The organism is Aliidiomarina iranensis (assembly GCF_003987135.1).
GTDB lineage: Bacteria > Pseudomonadota > Gammaproteobacteria > Enterobacterales > Alteromonadaceae > Aliidiomarina > Aliidiomarina iranensis.
Map to the genome: position 1 here is coordinate 620,096 of NZ_PIPJ01000001.1, position 16,440 is coordinate 636,535.

16 protein-coding genes are annotated in these 16,440 nt (G+C 47.3%); 10 read left to right on the forward strand and 6 right to left on the reverse strand.

Annotated elements, in window-relative coordinates; all coding sequences use genetic code 11:
- Positions 1 to 9 precede the first annotated feature (9 nt).
- The 5 genes from CWE08_RS02805 to mutH form a co-directional block, all read right to left on the reverse strand.
- Positions 10 to 1,176 carry a class I SAM-dependent methyltransferase gene (locus CWE08_RS02805; protein WP_126765373.1) on the reverse strand — a complete coding sequence of 389 codons (1,167 nt, stop codon included), beginning with the start codon at positions 1,174 to 1,176 and terminating at the stop codon, positions 10 to 12.
- Between the two features lie 243 nt (positions 1,177 to 1,419).
- A complete protein-coding gene (locus tag CWE08_RS02810; protein WP_126765375.1) occupies positions 1,420 to 2,451 on the reverse strand; it encodes a succinylglutamate desuccinylase/aspartoacylase family protein in 1,032 nt (343 codons plus the stop codon).
- 30 nt (positions 2,452 to 2,481) lie between these two features.
- The gene (rimK, locus tag CWE08_RS02815) at positions 2,482 to 3,387 is read right to left on the reverse strand and encodes a 30S ribosomal protein S6--L-glutamate ligase (RefSeq protein ID WP_126765377.1); all 906 of its coding nucleotides are present in this window, start codon (positions 3,385 to 3,387) and stop codon (positions 2,482 to 2,484) included.
- Positions 3,384 to 3,836 carry an ATP-dependent zinc protease family protein gene (locus CWE08_RS02820; protein ID WP_241973811.1) on the reverse strand — a complete coding sequence of 151 codons (453 nt, stop codon included), beginning with the start codon at positions 3,834 to 3,836 and terminating at the stop codon, positions 3,384 to 3,386. Before CWE08_RS02820 ends, rimK begins: the two co-directional genes overlap by 4 nt.
- Before the next feature lie 93 nt (positions 3,837 to 3,929).
- The gene (gene mutH, locus CWE08_RS02825) at positions 3,930 to 4,655 is read right to left on the reverse strand and encodes a DNA mismatch repair endonuclease MutH (protein WP_420837066.1); all 726 of its coding nucleotides are present in this window, start codon (positions 4,653 to 4,655) and stop codon (positions 3,930 to 3,932) included.
- A 123-nt stretch (positions 4,656 to 4,778) separates the two neighbouring features.
- On the opposite strand from mutH, the gene rppH reads away from it, so the two are divergent.
- The 6 genes from rppH to tcdA all read left to right on the forward strand — a co-directional run bounded on the left by rppH (position 4,779) and on the right by tcdA (position 11,103).
- On the forward strand, positions 4,779 to 5,294 hold the full coding sequence (rppH, locus tag CWE08_RS02830; RefSeq protein WP_126765380.1) for an RNA pyrophosphohydrolase: 516 nt from the start codon (positions 4,779 to 4,781) through the stop codon (positions 5,292 to 5,294).
- Between the two features lie 3 nt (positions 5,295 to 5,297).
- Entirely contained in the window at positions 5,298 to 7,571 is a 2,274-nt protein-coding gene (gene ptsP / locus CWE08_RS02835; protein WP_126765382.1) for a phosphoenolpyruvate--protein phosphotransferase, read from the forward strand.
- A complete protein-coding gene (locus CWE08_RS02840) occupies positions 7,571 to 8,368 on the forward strand; it encodes a sulfite exporter TauE/SafE family protein (RefSeq protein WP_126765384.1) in 798 nt (265 codons plus the stop codon). The genes ptsP and CWE08_RS02840 overlap by 1 nt, the downstream gene beginning before the upstream one ends.
- Positions 8,369 to 8,501: 133 nt before the next feature.
- Entirely contained in the window at positions 8,502 to 9,383 is an 882-nt protein-coding gene (lgt, locus tag CWE08_RS02845; RefSeq protein ID WP_126765386.1) for a prolipoprotein diacylglyceryl transferase, read from the forward strand.
- 77 nt (positions 9,384 to 9,460) lie between these two features.
- The gene (locus CWE08_RS02850) at positions 9,461 to 10,294 is read left to right on the forward strand and encodes a thymidylate synthase (RefSeq protein ID WP_126765388.1); all 834 of its coding nucleotides are present in this window, start codon (positions 9,461 to 9,463) and stop codon (positions 10,292 to 10,294) included.
- An 11-nt stretch (positions 10,295 to 10,305) separates the two neighbouring features.
- Positions 10,306 to 11,103 carry a tRNA cyclic N6-threonylcarbamoyladenosine(37) synthase TcdA gene (gene tcdA / locus CWE08_RS02855; protein ID WP_126765390.1) on the forward strand — a complete coding sequence of 266 codons (798 nt, stop codon included), beginning with the start codon at positions 10,306 to 10,308 and terminating at the stop codon, positions 11,101 to 11,103.
- Between the two features lie 100 nt (positions 11,104 to 11,203).
- On the opposite strand, the gene CWE08_RS02860 is transcribed toward tcdA, so the two are convergent.
- A complete protein-coding gene (locus tag CWE08_RS02860) occupies positions 11,204 to 11,662 on the reverse strand; it encodes a SufE family protein (protein WP_126765392.1) in 459 nt (152 codons plus the stop codon).
- A gap of 234 nt (positions 11,663 to 11,896) precedes the next feature.
- Between CWE08_RS02860 and CWE08_RS02865 the strand changes: the two genes are divergently transcribed.
- The 4 genes from CWE08_RS02865 to ung all read left to right on the forward strand — a co-directional run bounded on the left by CWE08_RS02865 (position 11,897) and on the right by ung (position 16,411).
- Positions 11,897 to 12,646 carry an electron transfer flavoprotein subunit beta/FixA family protein gene (locus CWE08_RS02865; protein WP_126765393.1) on the forward strand — a complete coding sequence of 250 codons (750 nt, stop codon included), beginning with the start codon at positions 11,897 to 11,899 and terminating at the stop codon, positions 12,644 to 12,646.
- Positions 12,643 to 13,572 carry an electron transfer flavoprotein subunit alpha/FixB family protein gene (locus CWE08_RS02870; protein WP_126765395.1) on the forward strand — a complete coding sequence of 310 codons (930 nt, stop codon included), beginning with the start codon at positions 12,643 to 12,645 and terminating at the stop codon, positions 13,570 to 13,572. The genes CWE08_RS02865 and CWE08_RS02870 overlap by 4 nt, the downstream gene beginning before the upstream one ends.
- 195 nt (positions 13,573 to 13,767) lie before the next feature.
- On the forward strand, positions 13,768 to 15,570 hold the full coding sequence (locus tag CWE08_RS02875) for a DUF1302 domain-containing protein (protein WP_126765397.1): 1,803 nt from the start codon (positions 13,768 to 13,770) through the stop codon (positions 15,568 to 15,570).
- A gap of 85 nt (positions 15,571 to 15,655) precedes the next feature.
- Positions 15,656 to 16,411, forward strand: coding sequence for a uracil-DNA glycosylase (ung, locus tag CWE08_RS02880; RefSeq protein ID WP_126765399.1), 756 nt, complete (start codon positions 15,656 to 15,658; stop codon positions 16,409 to 16,411).
- Positions 16,412 to 16,440: the final 29 nt, after the last annotated feature.

Genomic DNA, 16,440 nt, shown 5'->3' on the forward strand with positions numbered 1-16,440 from the left:
CTTATCCTGTTATAATGCACGGTTGCTGGCATGCCAAACGGTGAATTTAGGTGTGTGCGCTAAAATATTCACATATTTAAAGTTTTCACTTAACGCCTCGCGATAGGGCAAAAAGGTATTAGCAACGATTAGTAGCGAACCATCGGCTTTGAGTTTATTGCGGCTCTCGCGAATAAAATCCTGGGTGATTTTATAATCAGTTTGTTTACCAGAGTGGAAGGGCGGGTTACTAATAATCCACTGATAGTGTCCATGAACATGAGCCAAGCCATCACTGGCAAAAATTTCAGCGTGAACACCTAAGTTCTCTAATGTCGATTTCGTTGCTTCCAGCGCGAGTACATTAATATCCACAGCGCTGATTTCGATTGGCGAAAACCGTTTTGCCAAATACGCGCTAATCACCCCGGCACCACAACCGAAATCAAGCACTTTACCGCTGATTTTCTCGGGCAGGTTTTCCAATAATAACTGCGTGCCCAAATCGAGGTGGCCGCTGCTGAATACACCGGGTAGATTGGTGATCGCTAAGCTTTCTTGGTTATTTTGTTGATTGCTTTTGAGCTGCTTACTGGCAGTTGCAGAGGGCAGCATTACGTTATAGGTGCTAAGGAACTCGGCTAGTTGAAAAGGGGCTGTGCTCAAAAGAGCGCCGCTCAAAAGCTGGCAATGATTGCCGCTCGCTAATTTAGCAAATTTTTGCCAACCGGCATGCTCTTGTTTTAAGTAAGAGCGGATACCTGTTTCGTTATGGCCCACAAGCCAGATTGGTGTGCCTACCGGCACCACAGCTCGCAAATTGGCTAGGAGCATCCGAGAAAGTTGTTTCTCTTTCGGAATGTTAAGAATTACGCCAGCTACCTGCTGTTTAGCGGTTAGGTACGCCTGAAATAGCGAGGAACTATACCCGATGCTATCTGCACCACTTGCTGGCTGTGTTTCCTGTTCAGTGGGCGGTTCATTGGCACCGCTGAAAACCGCTTGTGCAACTTTATCAGCGCCTAGAGCTTGTGCGTTCAGCACCCAGCTGGTGCAGTTGAAGCCCGCATGGGCAAGTTGTTCAGCCATACCCACACTTGGGTTTACGAGGAGAACTCTGGCGCCGCGCTCGCTCCCAAGTTGAGCATGTATCAAATCAGCTTGGCGAATTAATAATTTTGTGGCTGCTCCCGACATGGTGGCCCTTTTAAAATCTTTTTATTTATGTTTTTCAATAATTCTTCGCATAACGCTCTGCGCAACTTTCGCATGGTCCTTCGCATGATCCTTCGCATGATCCTTCGCATGATCCTTCGCATGGCTCTTCGCATGGTGATGCGCGTGGTCTTGTGCATAGCTTTCTGCGAAAATGCCGGCTCACGCTTCTCAACCTGTTCACGCTACTCAACCTGTTCACGGTATTGACGCTGCTTGCCCCGATTAGCTGGGCCGATCTGGGTAGGCTTCAACAAACATATCCACCATCTCGGAGGCGTTAGGAATTTCAGTGGCATCAAAGCAGGCAATATGAAATAGCGCCTCGCCCTCATTACTTACTGGAATATTACTAATACCAATCACAATGCCGCTCACTATTGAGTAAATACAGGTATGCTCACCACCATGAGGCGGCGCTACATGCGCCAAAAGCTGGCCCCGATGCACCGTTTGCCCAAGCTCAACTTTAGCCAGAACTAAACCATCACCCTCACTGCGCACCCAAACCGAACGCTGAGCAAAAACCGGCGTTACTTTTTTCCGAGTGCGGCGGCCTTTCATCATTTTCAGCATTTTCATTACATTGGTCACGCCATTTACACCGGCTCGAATCGCCGAGTAATCAAAGCGTAATGCTTCGCCTGCTTCATAAAGAATAAGCGGAATATTTAATTCAGAGGCTTGTGAGCGCAGCGAGCCATCGCGATCTTTTGAATTCATAATCACTGGGCTGTTAAACGCCTCGGCCATTTCTACCGCTTTTTCATTATCCATGTTCACGCGAATTTGCGGCAGGTTGCTGCGATGAATAGCCCCGGTATGTAAATCGATAATGTAGTTAGCACGTTCAACTAACAAAGTGCGAAATAAGTAGGCTAAGCGGCTGCCTAAGGCACCGCGTTCCGAGCCTGGGAAGCACCGGTTCAAATCTCGCCGATCAGGCAAATAACGGGTTTGTTGGATAAAGCCGAACATGTTAACCACGGGAACAATCAATAGTGTTCCGGTGAGTTCTTGCGGATCCACACTTTGAATAAGGCGTCGGCAGATTTCAATGCCATTAAGTTCATCGCCATGAATTGCGGCACACACAAGAAGTACTGGCCCAGGTTTAGTGCCATGTAACACTTCTACATGCAAATCAAGAGGTGTATCGGAATATAAACGCGCTGCAGGGAGGAGAACACGTTCTTGGGTTCCTGGGGCTACCGAAATCTCGCCCAACAAAAACGGCTTACTAGGTTTACGTGCCATAAAGGTTAGACCTTAAAAATCGGCCACGGTTTAACCGTGACCTTTAGTTCGAGTTTTGTGTGCTTTTGCTGTTTTTTCGATAAAACTAATAATTTGTGCGGCCACATCTTTATCCGTTGCCATTTCAATGCCTTCAAGCCCCGGCGATGAGTTCACTTCCATAACTAAAGGGCCATGATTTGAACGCAAGAGATCCACACCTGCCACGTTCAAGCCCATAGTTTTTGCGGCTTTAACTGCGGTTGCCCGTTCCGCTGGGCTAAGTTTTACCAAGGTAGCACTACCACCGCGATGCAGGTTAGAGCGAAACTCGCCCGGTTTCGCTTGCCGCTTCATTGCTGCAATCACTTTATCGCCAATTACAAAGCAGCGAAGGTCGGCGCCACCGGCCTCTTTAATGTATTCCTGCACCATAAAGTGAGCATTTAGCCCCATAAACGCTTCGATTACGCTTTCCGCGGCCTTCCGCGTTTCGGCTAACACCACACCAATACCTTGCGTGCCTTCGAGCAACTTGATAACCAATGGTGCGCCGCCAACCATATCGATAAGATCCGGAATATCGTTCGGTTTACTGGCAAAACCCGTTACTGGCAAGCCAATCCCCTTGCGTGATAATAGTTGCAAGGACCGCAATTTATCGCGGCTCCGGCTAATGGCAACAGATTCATTTAACGGGTAAGTGCCCATCATTTCGAATTGGCGCAGCACGGCAGCGCCGTAAAAAGTAATTGAGGCACCAATTCGCGGAATCACGGCATCAAATTGGGGTAACTCTTTACCGCGCATATGAATCTCGGGCTCTTTGGCATTGATATTCATATAGCAGCGGAGCGGGTCGAGCACATGCATCTCATGGCCTTTAGCTTCACCTGCCTCAATTAAACGCCGTGTTGAGTACAAGTTTTTGTTCCGCGATATAATAGCGATTCTCATGCCGGTTTTCCTTGTAGGTAGGAGGCTTCTGGATTTACTAAGTAGCGGCCATTCAGAGCTTGGCGGCCAAGTAGCATTCTGAATTTCATTGTATCACGATTTGTCAGGGTGAATTCTGCTGAAAATTCTTCGGCTTCATTGCCGAACCCAACTTGCACTCGAGTACGAATAACATAGCGAACTTCAGTGTGGCCACCTGAATCGGTTACCGCCCGTTGCTCAAGAATAGGCGCTTCACATACATGCTCAGTGCTATCATCTTGAATAGGGTGCACCCAAATACGCAGCCAATCTTCACCATTTTTAGCAAATGGTTCAATGTGAAAGGCGTGCAAACAAGAGGTTTTAGCGCCTGTATCAACTTTAGCTTTAATGGCCTCAATACCTAAATCAGGCAAAGCCAACCATTCGCGCCAACCGGTAACTTTTAATTGTGCATCGTTTATCACGGTTCTTTTTATCCCAAAAAGTGAGTGAATTCGCATTCACATAAATTCGTTAAGACAACCACTGCTAAACCAAGGTTTCCGCCACCTATGTGTTTATTTTTGGCTTTGTGGTAGCTCTAAGCCTAGCCCCTCAGCGAGAATTTGCTGAGTAAATTGTTTTTTTAAGTAATATCCGCGGGGCAAAGTTTGAATTAATTCACCATGCGGGCCAATTGCGCTAGTAAGTGCTTTACTATTGGCTGCTTTTGGCCGTAATTGTAATGCCATTCCAGTACGAGCGGTAATGCTTTCTACTTGCCCGAGAACAATCGCTTCGGTAATTTCTTCCCAATCCTGTTTTAACATCTGTTCTTGCGTAGGCGAGGGCTGCCACAATAAGGGTAAACCTACACTGCGCTCACCAATGGGTACTTCGCGGCGGCCATCGATTGGAATCCAAAGAACCTTACTCAGTTTGTTACGCACATTACTCTGCTCCCAGCTTACACCGGTTAAACCGGTAAGCGGCGCAATACACACGTAGGTTGTTTCCAGTGGCATGGCCTGTAAATTCACCGGAATTGTTTTTAGCTCTACACCGATCTCGGGAAAATCTTGCTCGGCACGAGAGCCTGCGCTAGCGCCGAGAAAAAGCTCCAGAAGTTGCCCAGCCCAGCCCTTGGCATGGCGCATGCTGCTGGGCACGGCAACCCCGGCAATATCCGCCAATTGTTGAAAACTACAACCAATCAGTTGCTCAGCGCGAGCAAGTAATTCTTTTTCAGTAGCGGGTGGGGCGCTGGCTAAGGTTGCAGCGCTTTGTTTATTTATCTGAACCAAATTACTTTTTCCCCTTCGAAGCAAATGCTCGTTGTTTAAAAGCTATAGTAAAAGCCTAAGATATTTGCCGCAAGCGAGGGTTTGTGGAAGAATCAAGAAAAGCTTTATTAAGAGGATGCTCGCGTGATTGATGCCGAGGGATATAGATCGAATGTCGGCATAGTGATATGTAACGAGCAGGGGCAAGTATTTTGGGCACGGCGCTTTGGCCAGCAAAGCTGGCAATTTCCTCAAGGTGGTATCGATGATGGTGAAACACCTGAACAAGCAATGTTCCGTGAATTGTATGAAGAAGTAGGTTTAAAACCTGAGCAAGTCGAGCTCGTGTATACCAGTAGAACTTGGTATCGCTATCGGCTCCCAAAACGCCTCGTGCGAAAAGGTTCCAAGCCGGTTTGTATAGGTCAGAAACAAAAATGGTTTTTGTTGAAACTAACCTGTGCAGAAGCGGAAGTGGACGTGTTGCAATCAGGCCACCCAGAATTCGATGGCTGGCGCTGGGTTTCATATTGGTACCCGGTGCGCCAAGTTGTTGCTTTTAAGAGGGATGTGTATCGGCGTGTGATGAAAGAATTTGCTGCAGTGGTGATGCCCTTTCGCCACAAGGCGCGCCCTAAACGATTTAAACGTAAGCGATAACCCATGCTAACCGTATTACAGCGAATAGTTGAAGCAGTTAATCAAGCACCGGATCTGGATTCGGCGCTTGCTTTAATTGTGCAAAAAGCAAGGTCGGCCTTGGGTAGCGATGTGTGCAGTGTGTACCTTGCCGATCATGATGCCCAGCAGTTCATTTTAATGGCTACAGAGGGCCTTAATTTAGATGCGAACGATCGGGTTACCCTAAACTTCGGCGAAGGCTTAATTAGTTTGGCGGCGCAACGAGAAGAGCCACTGAACATTGCCAATGCGAGCGAACACCCGAATTTCAAACTTGTGGAATCGGTAGGTGAAGAAGCTTACCGAGCAATGCTTGTTGCGCCCATTATTCATCAGCGTAAAGTGCTAGGTGTGCTGGCAGCGCAACAACGAAAAGCCCGTGCTTTCTCGGCCGAAGAAGAGGCCTTTGTGGTTACCTTGGCGGCACAGCTTGCAACTGTAATTGCGCACGCTGAAGCTCGCGGGTTAGTGAGTGGTCACTATTCCCCTTGGTTGAGAAATTTAACCGGTTTGCCGGGCGCTCCCGGTGTTGCTATTGGTGAAGCCTTCATTGGCAAACCCGCGGCTACCCTTGGTTCAGTGGTGCCGAGGCGCACCGAATTTCCCTGGCGCGAAATTCATAAATTCCGCAAAGCGGTATTACAAACGCGTATGGAGCTTCGTGCGCTTGCTGAGCAAGTGGCGGAGTATGTGGCCGAAGATACGCTCGCCATTTTCGATGTATACCAAAGTTTGCTCGATGCCTCGAGCTTAGGCGATGCGGTTGAGAGCAAGATCAAAGAAGGCTGGATGGCACAAACCTCGGTAAAAATGGCCGTTGAAGATTTTGTAGCTAAATTTGAAGATCTTGATGATTCATACCTGCGTGAGCGTGCTGTGGATGTGCGTGATCTTGGCCAGCGTATTTTATCGTTTTTGCAGGATAAAAATGGCGGTAAGCCAAATTTCCCTGATGCGTGCATTTTAATTGCCGAGGAAGTCACGGCAAGCATGCTCGCTGGAGTACCGAGAGATAAGTTACAAGGCCTAGTTTCTCTGCAAGGTTCAGCTAACTCCCATGCGGCGATTATGGCCCGAAGTATGGGTATCCCCGCGGTATTTGGTGTGAACCAAGTGCCGCTTGGCTATTTAGCTGATCAGCATTTAATTGTGGATGGTTACAGCGGTGAGATCTTTGTGAATCCACCGCAACAATTAATGCAAGAATATGAAATTCTTCGCGATGAAGAATTTGAGTTAGCAGAAATGGTGGCGGATCATCGCGAAGATGAGGCGTGCACCTTAGATGGTATTTCAGTTTCTTTGCAAATCAACGCGGGCATGAACGTTGAGCATGATCAGCAGCGCCTTGGGCATTACGAGGGCATAGGGTTATACCGAACGGAAATACCCTTTATGATGCGCGAGCGTTTTCCTACCGAGAAAGAGCAATATGATTTATATCGGCCAGTACTCGAAAGTACCGGTTCGCTGCCTGTTGTAATGCGTACACTCGATGTGGGTGGCGATAAGCCCTTACCCTATTTTCCTATTCATGAGGAGAATCCGTTTTTGGGCTGGCGCGGTATCCGCATGACACTGGATCATCCAGAGATCTTTCTTGTGCAAGTGCGAGCCATGCTGCGGGCAAACATAGGCCTCGATAACCTGCAAATATTGCTGCCGATGATTACTACTTTAGATGAGGTAGATGAATCCATACGGTTAATAAATCAAGCTTATTTTGAGGTTCGGAACGAGCTGTTACAGAATCAGCCTGGTGCGGTTGTAAACCGGCCGAAAATCGGTGTGATGATTGAAGTGCCTGCGCTGCTTTATCAACTTGAAGCTGTTGCGAAAAAAGTAGATTTCTTCTCAGTGGGCACCAACGATTTAACTCAATATTTGCTGGCGGTTGACCGCAACAATTCTCGCGTAGCCGGCCTGTACGATTCGTTCCACCCGGCGCTTCTACATGCGCTACAATTTATTGTGAAGCGCTGCCGGGAGTTAAACAAACCGGTGAGCATTTGCGGGGAAATGGCCGGTGACCCGGGTGGTGCTCTGTTGTTAGTGGCCATGGGGTATCGTAGTTTATCAATGAGTACCCATAATCTGGATAAAACACGTTGGATTCTTCGTCATTTGGATAGCGAAATCATGCAAACACTATTGAGCAAGGTGATGCAGTGTACGCACCCCGATCAAGTGCGCCGAATTGTTCGGTTGAAGCTTGAAGCGCTCGGCCTCGGTGGTTTTGTTCGGGCAGGTAAATAGTGCTATTCAGTTTACTTATTTGCTTAGCGGGCGGCATTGCCGCTGGCTTGCTTTCCGGTATGTTGGGAATTGGTGGTGGTATATTGATCGTGCCACTGCTCATTTATTTGTTGCCAATTATGGGGTTACCTGCCGAGATTGTAGTGCCTACCGCAATTGGCACTAGCCTGGCCACCATAATGCTTACAACTCTTTCGAGTGCTCGCGCTCATGCTAAGCGGGGCTATGTGTTGTGGCATTGGGTTCGGTTAATTTCACCCACGCTGATTTTCGGCGGCTTGCTCGGTGCCTATTTGGGCACTCGGCTGCCACCGGAATTATTACAACGAATTTTTGCCGTAATGCTTTTATTCTTAGCAGTGCACATGATTTGGAAGCATCGGCCACGCTCGGAAGATCGCACCGTAAGTACGCTTGGTGTGCAATCTTTCTCGGGTGCCATAGGTGTTATTTCCGCGTTGGTGGGTATTGGTGGTGGCGCTCTTGTGGTGCCCTTATTACATTTTTACCAAGTGGCCATGCGCAATGCGGTTGCAGTTGCTGCGGTGTGTAGCGTATTGCTCTCTGGTTTTGGCATGTTTACCTATATGTTTGCCGGGCCACCTATTGGTATGGCGGCCATATCAGGATTAATCGGTTACGTGTATATTCCCGCTTGGTTGGCGATTGCGGCCACCTCAATGATTTTTGCCCGAGTGGGTGCGGCAATAGCACATCGGTTGCCAGTGCGTTATTTACAGCGAGGCTTTGCTATTTTACTCATCACAGTATCGGTACACTTATTTTTTGGTAGTTAGGGCATGTTTTGCTGCGTAAACTTATGGAAAGCCAATGTTTGAAAAGGCAATGTTTGGGAAGCCAATGTTGGCTCGGTTGCAGCGCGTATAATTTTTCGGCTAGTGTGTTTGCTTTTAAATTTTAGGACGATTCATGAATTCTGATTTTCTGCAATTCCCCAATTGGGACCCCGTGGCTATTTCCATTGGCCCTCTCAGCGTTCACTGGTATGGCATCATGTATTTGGTGGGCGCAGTGTTTGCCTATTGGTGGGGCAGCAAACGGGCCGCAAAAATACCTGGCTGGGAACCAGAGGAGTGGCAGGATTTGCTCTTCTGGGGCTTTTTAGCGCTGATACTCGGTGGCCGCTTAGGTTACTTTTTGTTTTATCAATCGGCGAGCTTTTTCAGTAACCCGCTTGTTTTCTTCCAATTCAGCCAAGGCGGAATGTCGTTTCACGGTGGCTTACTTGGCGTATTAATCGCACTATTCCTGTTTGCTATCAAACATAACCGAGGGTTTTTACAGGTAGGTGATTTTGTGGCGCCACTGGTACCGGTTGGGCTTGGTGCAGGCCGTATTGGTAATTTTATTAATGGCGAGCTTTGGGGCCGAGTAACCGATGTGCCTTGGGCAATGGTTTTTCCTAACCCAGCTTCAGGCTTAGTGCCGCGCCACCCTTCGCAGCTTTATCAAGCCGCTACTGAGGGGCTGTTGCTATTCTTGTTGCTCTGGGCATTCAGCCGGAAGCCGCGGCCAGTGGGTGCGATATCAGGCTTGTTTTTGTTGGGCTACGGAAGCGCCCGTATGACCACGGAGTTTTTCCGCGAGCCGGATGCTCATTTGGGTATTTTGGGTATTATGAGCATGGGGCAGTGGTTATCTTTGCCGATGATAATTGTGGGTGCTGGGTTGATGATATTGGCTTACCAAGGCAAATTTGGTGGCATGCAGCCGTTGCCGGAAAAGCCAAAAGAAAGCAGCCCTGCAGGCAAATCTGGTAAAAAACCGAGCCGAAGCAAGAAGAAAAAATAAAATAATTAAAATACACTGAAGCATGGGTTTTAATAGCGCCATGATGTTGAGAAGAGCAAGATAATGAGGCTGCCGATATGCGCGAATATTTAGATTTAATGCGCCATGTAATGGAACATGGAACCGTAAAAGAAGATCGCACCGGCACCGGTACCAAAAGTGTTTTCGGTTATCAAATGCGGTTCGATTTGAGTGCCGGATTTCCGCTGGTAACCACAAAAAAGTGCCATCTGCGTTCGATTATTCATGAGCTACTGTGGTTTTTAAAAGGTGAAACGAATATCGCCTATTTAAAAGAAAATGGCGTAAGCATTTGGGATGAATGGGCTACTGAAACTGGTGAGCTTGGCCCTGTGTATGGCGCCATGTGGCGCAGTTGGCCAGCTGCTGAAGGCAAAACTATAGATCAAATCAGTGCACTAATTAACGAAATTAAGCACAACCCAGATTCACGCCGCCTTTTGGTGAGCGCGTGGAACCCAGCGCTATTGCCAGATACACAAAAATCACCAAAGGAAAATGCGGCAGCAGGTTTGCAGGCGCTGCCCCCCTGCCACACCTTGTTCCAGTTTTATGTGGCCGATGGCAAACTCAGTTGCCAACTTTACCAGCGCAGCGCTGATATCTTCTTGGGTGTGCCGTTTAATATTGCCAGCTATGCTTTGTTCACGCTGATGATCGCCCAAGTATGTGATTTAGAACCAGGTGATTTTATTCACACATTGGGTGATGCTCATTTGTATTCGAATCACATGGAGCAAGCGAAATTGCAACTGAGCCGTGAGCCGCGGCCACTACCAAAAATGACGCTAAACCCGAATGTGAGGGATATTTTTGCGTTCAACTTTGCTGATTTTGAACTCAGTGGCTATGATCCGCACCCGCACATTAAAGCGCCAGTGGCGATTTAACAGGAATTTGAATGAGTGCAATAACTGAATGGCAGCGCCGGTTTAGCGGTATTGAGCGCTTGTATGGCGTGAACCAAGCCGCGCAAATAGCAAAACTGCATATTACTGTTATTGGCCTTGGTGGCGTAGGTTCATGGGCCGCCGAGGCACTAGTACGAACCGGTATTGGTGAAATCACGTTAATTGATTTAGATGAAGTGTGTTTGAGTAACGTGAATCGTCAATCACATGCGCTGAGCGATACGGTGGGGCAGCTGAAAACCGAGGTGTTAGCCCAGCGGCTGCTTGCCATTAACCCAGCTCTTAAAGTGCACGTGGTCGATGATTTCATTAATCAAGATAACCTTGCTGCATGTTTAACGCCTGCTCCTGATGGAGTGCTAGATGCGATCGATAGTTTGCAAGCGAAAGTAGCACTTTTGGCGTGGTGTAAGCGGCAAAAACTTCCGGTGGTTACAACCGGCGGCGCGGGTGGGCAAATCGATCCAACAAAAATTGCGCTAACCGATGTAGCAAAGGTAATCCAAGACCCACTCATGGCCAAGGTGCGTAACCAACTACGCCGAGATTATGGGTTTAGCCGCAATCCGAAACGAAAATTTGGCATTGATTGTGTGTATTCCACTGAGCAATTGCGTTACCCAGATGCCCAAGGCTGTGTTTCTTACGCAAAACCGGGTGAAACTAATGTGCGAATCGATTGCAGCACGGGTTTCGGCGCAAGCATGATGGTAACAGCCAGCTTTGGTATGTTCGCTGCGGCCCGGCTACTGGAAAAACTATTACCAAAAACAACACCCAGTTCTTAATTTCCAAGTGCCGGCCCCTATAAAATAAGCGCATAAATGCAACGCTTACAGTTACCAGAGAATGAGTAACAGGCAACACCTCGATAAAAATATGGGCGGTTCAAAGTAAGGCTTCGGCACTAGTTTTTGCATGTTGGCAAATATGAAACAAACCATTGCTGCGAGAAGGGGTAAGTTGTTGCTGTAAACCACAGGAACGCAACCAATCTTCAAAAGAAAATGCTACCATATGTTCCGGCGATTGGTTCTGCACCGGAGCAAAGAGAATCACGAGTAAGCCACGAATCAAACGTGAACTACTATCGGTATAATAACGTAGTGTATTTTCGGCGGTTGTTTCTATACGCAGCCACACGGGCGCCTCGCAGCCGCGCACCGCATGGCTTTGATTATGTTCAACAGCATCCGGTGTTACTGTTTTTGCCAGCTCCAGCACATATCGATACCGCTGCTCCCAACCCGGCATGTGCTGCAGGCTATTGAGAATTTCGGTAGCACTCGGCGCGCCTAGGTTAGGCGTTGAGCCATCTTTGATTGTATTGTGCGTATTTGAATGCATATATTCAGCCGGCGTTGTGAGGGTATTGGCCCTCTTTACTGTTGGTAAGTAGAATAAGCTAGTTCGGTTATACCGTTTGCAGTGCGAATTTGAACAGGGTGCCAGCTTCAGTTGACACCTCAACACTTATAAATTTTGGTCATTATAACCAGAACACTTGTTTCATGCAGGTTGCTTTTACATAATGCAGCCTGAAATCGGTTTCGATACAGAAATTATCAGAAGGAAGATGTTATGAAAATCTTGGTCGCGGTGAAGCGCGTGATTGACTACAACGTCAAAGTACGTGTAAAAGCTGATCAATCAGATGTTGATTTGAACAACGTGAAAATGGCGTTGAATCCATTCTGCGAAATCGCGGTTGAAGAAGCCGTGCGCTTGAAAGAAAAGGGCGTTGCGGAAGAAGTAGTAGTTGTTTCGATTGGGCCAAAAGCCTGCCAAGAGCAGATTCGCACAGCGCTAGCTCTAGGGGCAGATCGCGGGATTCATGTAGAATCCGAGAAAATGCCTGATTCTTTAGCAGTTGCTAAAATCCTCAACAAAATTGTATCCGAAGAAGCGCCACAACTCGTAATTCTTGGCAAGCAATCGATTGATTCTGATAACAACCAAACTGGGCAAATGTTAGCTGCCTTGGCAGATATGCCGCAAGGCACCTTCGCCTCTGAAGTTGTGGTAGATGGTGATAAAGTGCAAGTAACCCGAGAAGTAGATGGCGGTTTGCAAACCGTAGAACTTACATTACCTGCAATTGTTACTACTGATTTACGCTTGAACGAGCCGCGCTATGCATCGTTGCCGAATATCATGAAAGCAAAACGCAAACCGTTAGATGTGAAAACACCAGAAGATCTAGGTGTTAGCTTGGATAGCAAAATCTCGGTGTTAAAAGTAGAAGCGCCCGCTGAACGCAGCGCCGGAGTGAAAGTTGCCGATATCGCAGAATTAGTTGAGAAATTGAAAAACGAGGCGAAAGTATTATGAGCATCTTAGTTGTTGCGGAACACGATAATAAAGCCCTGAATCCAGCTACGCTGAAAACGCTTACAGCAGCGCAAGCCATGGGCGATGACATTCATGTTTTGGTAGCCGGTGAGGGCTCTGCAGATGTAGCCGCGGAAGCTGCAAAAGTGGCTGGTGTTGCCAAAGTTCTCCATGCGGATAATGCCGCTTATGGCCATCAGTTAGCCGAAAACTTGAGTGCGCTAGTTGTTAGTATTGGCAAAAACTACAGCCACATCGTTGCGCCTGCTACTACAACGGGCAAAAACTTTATGCCGCGTGTAGCTGTGTTGCTTGATGTTGCTCAAGTGTCTGACATCATTGCGGTTGAATCGGCCGATACGTTCCGCCGGCCAATTTATGCTGGTAATGCAATTGCCACAGTGCAGTGTGCAGAAGATATAAAAGTAATTACCGTTCGCGCTACCGCTTTTGATGCGGCATCTGCTGAAGGTGGTTCTGCGGAGATTGAAACCTTAGACGATGTATTTGCTTCGGATAAAGCAAGCTTCGTTGGTGAGCAAGTAGCTGCTTCAGAACGCCCTGATTTATCGGCGGCGAGCGTGGTTATCTCCGGTGGCCGTGGTATGCAAAACGGTGAAAACTTTGTATTGTTAGAAAAAGTAGCGGATAAATTAGGTGCTGCAATTGGTGCTTCTCGGGCCGCAGTGGATGCTGGGTTCGTACCAAACGATATGCAAGTAGGGCAAACAGGGAAGATCGTTGCACCTGATCTCTACATCGCAGTGGGCATCAGTGGTGCGATTCAACATCTGGCTGGCATGAAGGATTCAAAAATCATTGTAGCCATTAATAAAGATGAAGAAGCGCCGATATTCCAAGTGGCTGATTATGGTTTGGTGGCGGATTTATTTGATGCCCTACCAGAACTTGAAAGTGCTCTGTAGTAACTGCGTGACAAGCAGGTTAAAGTTCTGCTAACCTGCTTGTTAAAGATTTATTATAAAAAAGTTGGAAAAATGATAGGAAACACTTGCTTAAATGCGAGTAATCATACATGATTTTTCCAAAGTCATTAGCCAGGGACTCCCGATTCGGGGTACGCAGGATAGGTGGCAACAACAATGAAAAGAAGAATAACTATGTTTAAAAAACTTCCATTAGCCTCTGCAATAGCCGTTGCAATTGCAGCCGTACCAGTACAAGCCGCAGATTTTGATTTGGGGCCGTTCGCCGTTAAATTTGATTCCACATTCTCACTCGGTGCAGTTGTGCGTACCGGTTCTCGTGATGCGCGTGTATTGCATCCGGGTAACTTTGAAGGTGGACAAGGCCAATCAGGTGTTGCCGATGATGGTAACTTAAACTTTGATAAAGGCGACATGACATCATTAGTATTCAAAGGCATTCATGACCTTGATATTAATGCCGGCGAATACGGTGGTTTCTTCACTCGCTTCAACTATTGGTACGATGGAGTGATCGAACGTGAAGGCGTTGCTCACGGCCATAATGGTACTAATTATACACCGAATGCTCGCCTCGATGGCGATGCTTTTGATGATTACTCAAAAGGAAAAGGCTTCAACGTTCTTGATGCCTTTTACTATACCCAGTTTGATGTGGGCTCAACTCCATTCGATCTACGTATCGGCCGTCAGGTTTTAAGTTGGGGTGAAAGTACCTTAATTTTTAACGGCATCAACTCAATCAACCCACTTGATGTAAACGCAGCTCGTCGCCCAGGCGCTGAAGTACGTGAAGCTTTGCTACCTGTGGGAATGGTAAGCCTATCGGTTGGTGTTGGAGTGAACACATCACTCGATACCTTTGTTGGTTTTGAGTGGGATAACACCAAACTAGATGGCTGTGGTACTTTCTTCTCAACCGTAGATATTCTCGGTGGGCCAGGTTGTAATAAAGTAACCTTGAACCCCGAAGTTGCACCAGGCCGTTTCTTAAGCGACCAAGAATCGGTTGAAGCCGGTTTATATGTTTCTCGTGCGGCAGACCAAGATGCCAGTGATAGTGGCCAATGGGGTGTGGGTTTACGCCATTACTCTTTGGACTTAGATACTGAATTTGGTTTGTACTACATCAATGTGCACAACCATGCGCCGATTATTTCTGCGTACGATTGGGACACGCCAAACTTTAGTAACAATATTGTGGCTTCAAATGGCCCAATGTATTTTGCTGAGTGGCCAGAAGACAACCAAATTTTTGGCGCAAGCTTCAGTACAACTCTAGCCGGCTGGTCTTGGGCTGGTGAAGTGAGCTATCGGCCGAACCAAGCGGTGCAAATAAATACCACGGAAATCCTAACCGCAGGTTTGCAGCCTAACGTTCCAAGCTCGTTCTCTGGCCGCATCCAAGAAGCTCGCCCAGATGGTATTCCAGTGGGTAACTATGCTGCGGGTTATGAAGAGTTAAAAGTGTACCAAGCACAAATGACTTTCATTAACTTCTTCGAACAATTCTGGATTTCGGATCGGTTAACATTACTTGCTGAATTCGGTATGAATCACATTGATAACTTACCGGATTTAGATACCCAACGCTTCGGCCGCAGCCCAGTGTACGGTAAGTGTTTAACAATGCGTGATCAGCGCCAACTGGGTAACCCAGATCCAGCTGCAGATATTAACTGTGAAGGCTTCGTAACCACTACATCATTCGGTTACCGTGTTCGTGCCGCATTTGATTTCAACAACGTTTATCGTGGTTGGAACTTATCGCCTACGTTGGTATTGAACCATGATGTTAAAGGCTACTCGCCAAACGCTAACTTCATCGAAGGCCGCTTGAACTTAGGCTTGGTGATGAATGCAAGCTACATGAGTAAATACAATGTAAGCTTGGCATACAATAACTACAGCGGAGCAGATTACGATCCGATGCAAGACCGTGATCACGTATCTGCGAGCTTCTCAGTAGCGTTCTAATATCATCACAGCAGTGTTAGAACGATACGCTCAAGAATAAAAAAACCGCCTCCGGGCGGTTTTTTATTAGCAAAACGGTAAAACCATGGCGACTTGGCAAACGTTTCTTCAACGAGAGAAGAAAAAGGAATACTTTCAAAACCTGATTGCGCGCCTATCCGCAGAGCGTGAAGCGGGTGAAATTATCTTGCCACCTGAAAAAGATATGTTCAAAGCGTTCGAGCTCACCCCTTTGAATCAGGTGAAGGTGGTGATTATTGGTCAAGATCCTTATCACCAACTGGGGCAAGCCCATGGCTTGGCTTTTTCAGTGCCGAAAGGAATCAAACCACCACCATCATTGAAGAATATTTACAAAGCAATTCAGCATGACTATCCAAAGGTAAGCATTCCGAAGCATGGTGATTTACAAGGGTGGGCAGAGCAGGGGGTGTTTTTACATAATACCGCGTTAACGGTTCGCATGAGTGCGGCCGGTTCTCATGCAAAAATTGGTTGGCAAACCTTCACTGAAAACGCACTGCGCTATCTTGCTGAGCAGCGCACCTGTGCCTATTTGCTTTGGGGTAATCATGCGCAAAAATTCGAGCCTTTGATTACAGAAGCTCATAAAATGCTGCCCGCAAATAACGCACTGGGCCAAAATGAATCTGTAAAAGGGCGAAATATCTCCCCATTAATTTTAAAGGCCGTTCACCCTTCGCCACTTTCGGCTCACCGCGGATTCTTAAATTGCGGGCATTTTGCTGCAGTGAATTGTTGGTTACTACAACAAGGCGAAAGCCCAATTGAGTGGCTGAAAGCAGATACCGAAGCAGAGCAACAATACACATTATTGTAACATTATTCTTTTATAGTTCGGGTGTTTGT

What these genes read in the sequence shown, in the direction of transcription:
- CWE08_RS02805 (WP_126765373.1), bottom strand. Translation starts at nt 1,176, where the DNA reads ATGTCGGGAGCAGCCACAAAATTATTAATTCGCCAAGCTGATTTGATA.
- CWE08_RS02810 (WP_126765375.1), bottom strand. Translation starts at nt 2,451, where the DNA reads ATGGCACGTAAACCTAGTAAGCCGTTTTTGTTGGGCGAGATTTCGGTA.
- rimK (WP_126765377.1), bottom strand. Translation starts at nt 3,387, where the DNA reads ATGAGAATCGCTATTATATCGCGGAACAAAAACTTGTACTCAACACGG.
- ptsP (WP_126765382.1), top strand. Translation starts at nt 5,298, where the DNA reads ATGCTAACCGTATTACAGCGAATAGTTGAAGCAGTTAATCAAGCACCG.
- lgt (WP_126765386.1), top strand. Translation starts at nt 8,502, where the DNA reads ATGAATTCTGATTTTCTGCAATTCCCCAATTGGGACCCCGTGGCTATT.
- CWE08_RS02850 (WP_126765388.1), top strand. Translation starts at nt 9,461, where the DNA reads ATGCGCGAATATTTAGATTTAATGCGCCATGTAATGGAACATGGAACC.
- tcdA (WP_126765390.1), top strand. Translation starts at nt 10,306, where the DNA reads ATGAGTGCAATAACTGAATGGCAGCGCCGGTTTAGCGGTATTGAGCGC.
- CWE08_RS02860 (WP_126765392.1), bottom strand. Translation starts at nt 11,662, where the DNA reads ATGCATTCAAATACGCACAATACAATCAAAGATGGCTCAACGCCTAAC.
- CWE08_RS02865 (WP_126765393.1), top strand. Translation starts at nt 11,897, where the DNA reads ATGAAAATCTTGGTCGCGGTGAAGCGCGTGATTGACTACAACGTCAAA.
- CWE08_RS02870 (WP_126765395.1), top strand. Translation starts at nt 12,643, where the DNA reads ATGAGCATCTTAGTTGTTGCGGAACACGATAATAAAGCCCTGAATCCA.
- CWE08_RS02875 (WP_126765397.1), top strand. Translation starts at nt 13,768, where the DNA reads ATGTTTAAAAAACTTCCATTAGCCTCTGCAATAGCCGTTGCAATTGCA.
- ung (WP_126765399.1), top strand. Translation starts at nt 15,656, where the DNA reads ATGGCGACTTGGCAAACGTTTCTTCAACGAGAGAAGAAAAAGGAATAC.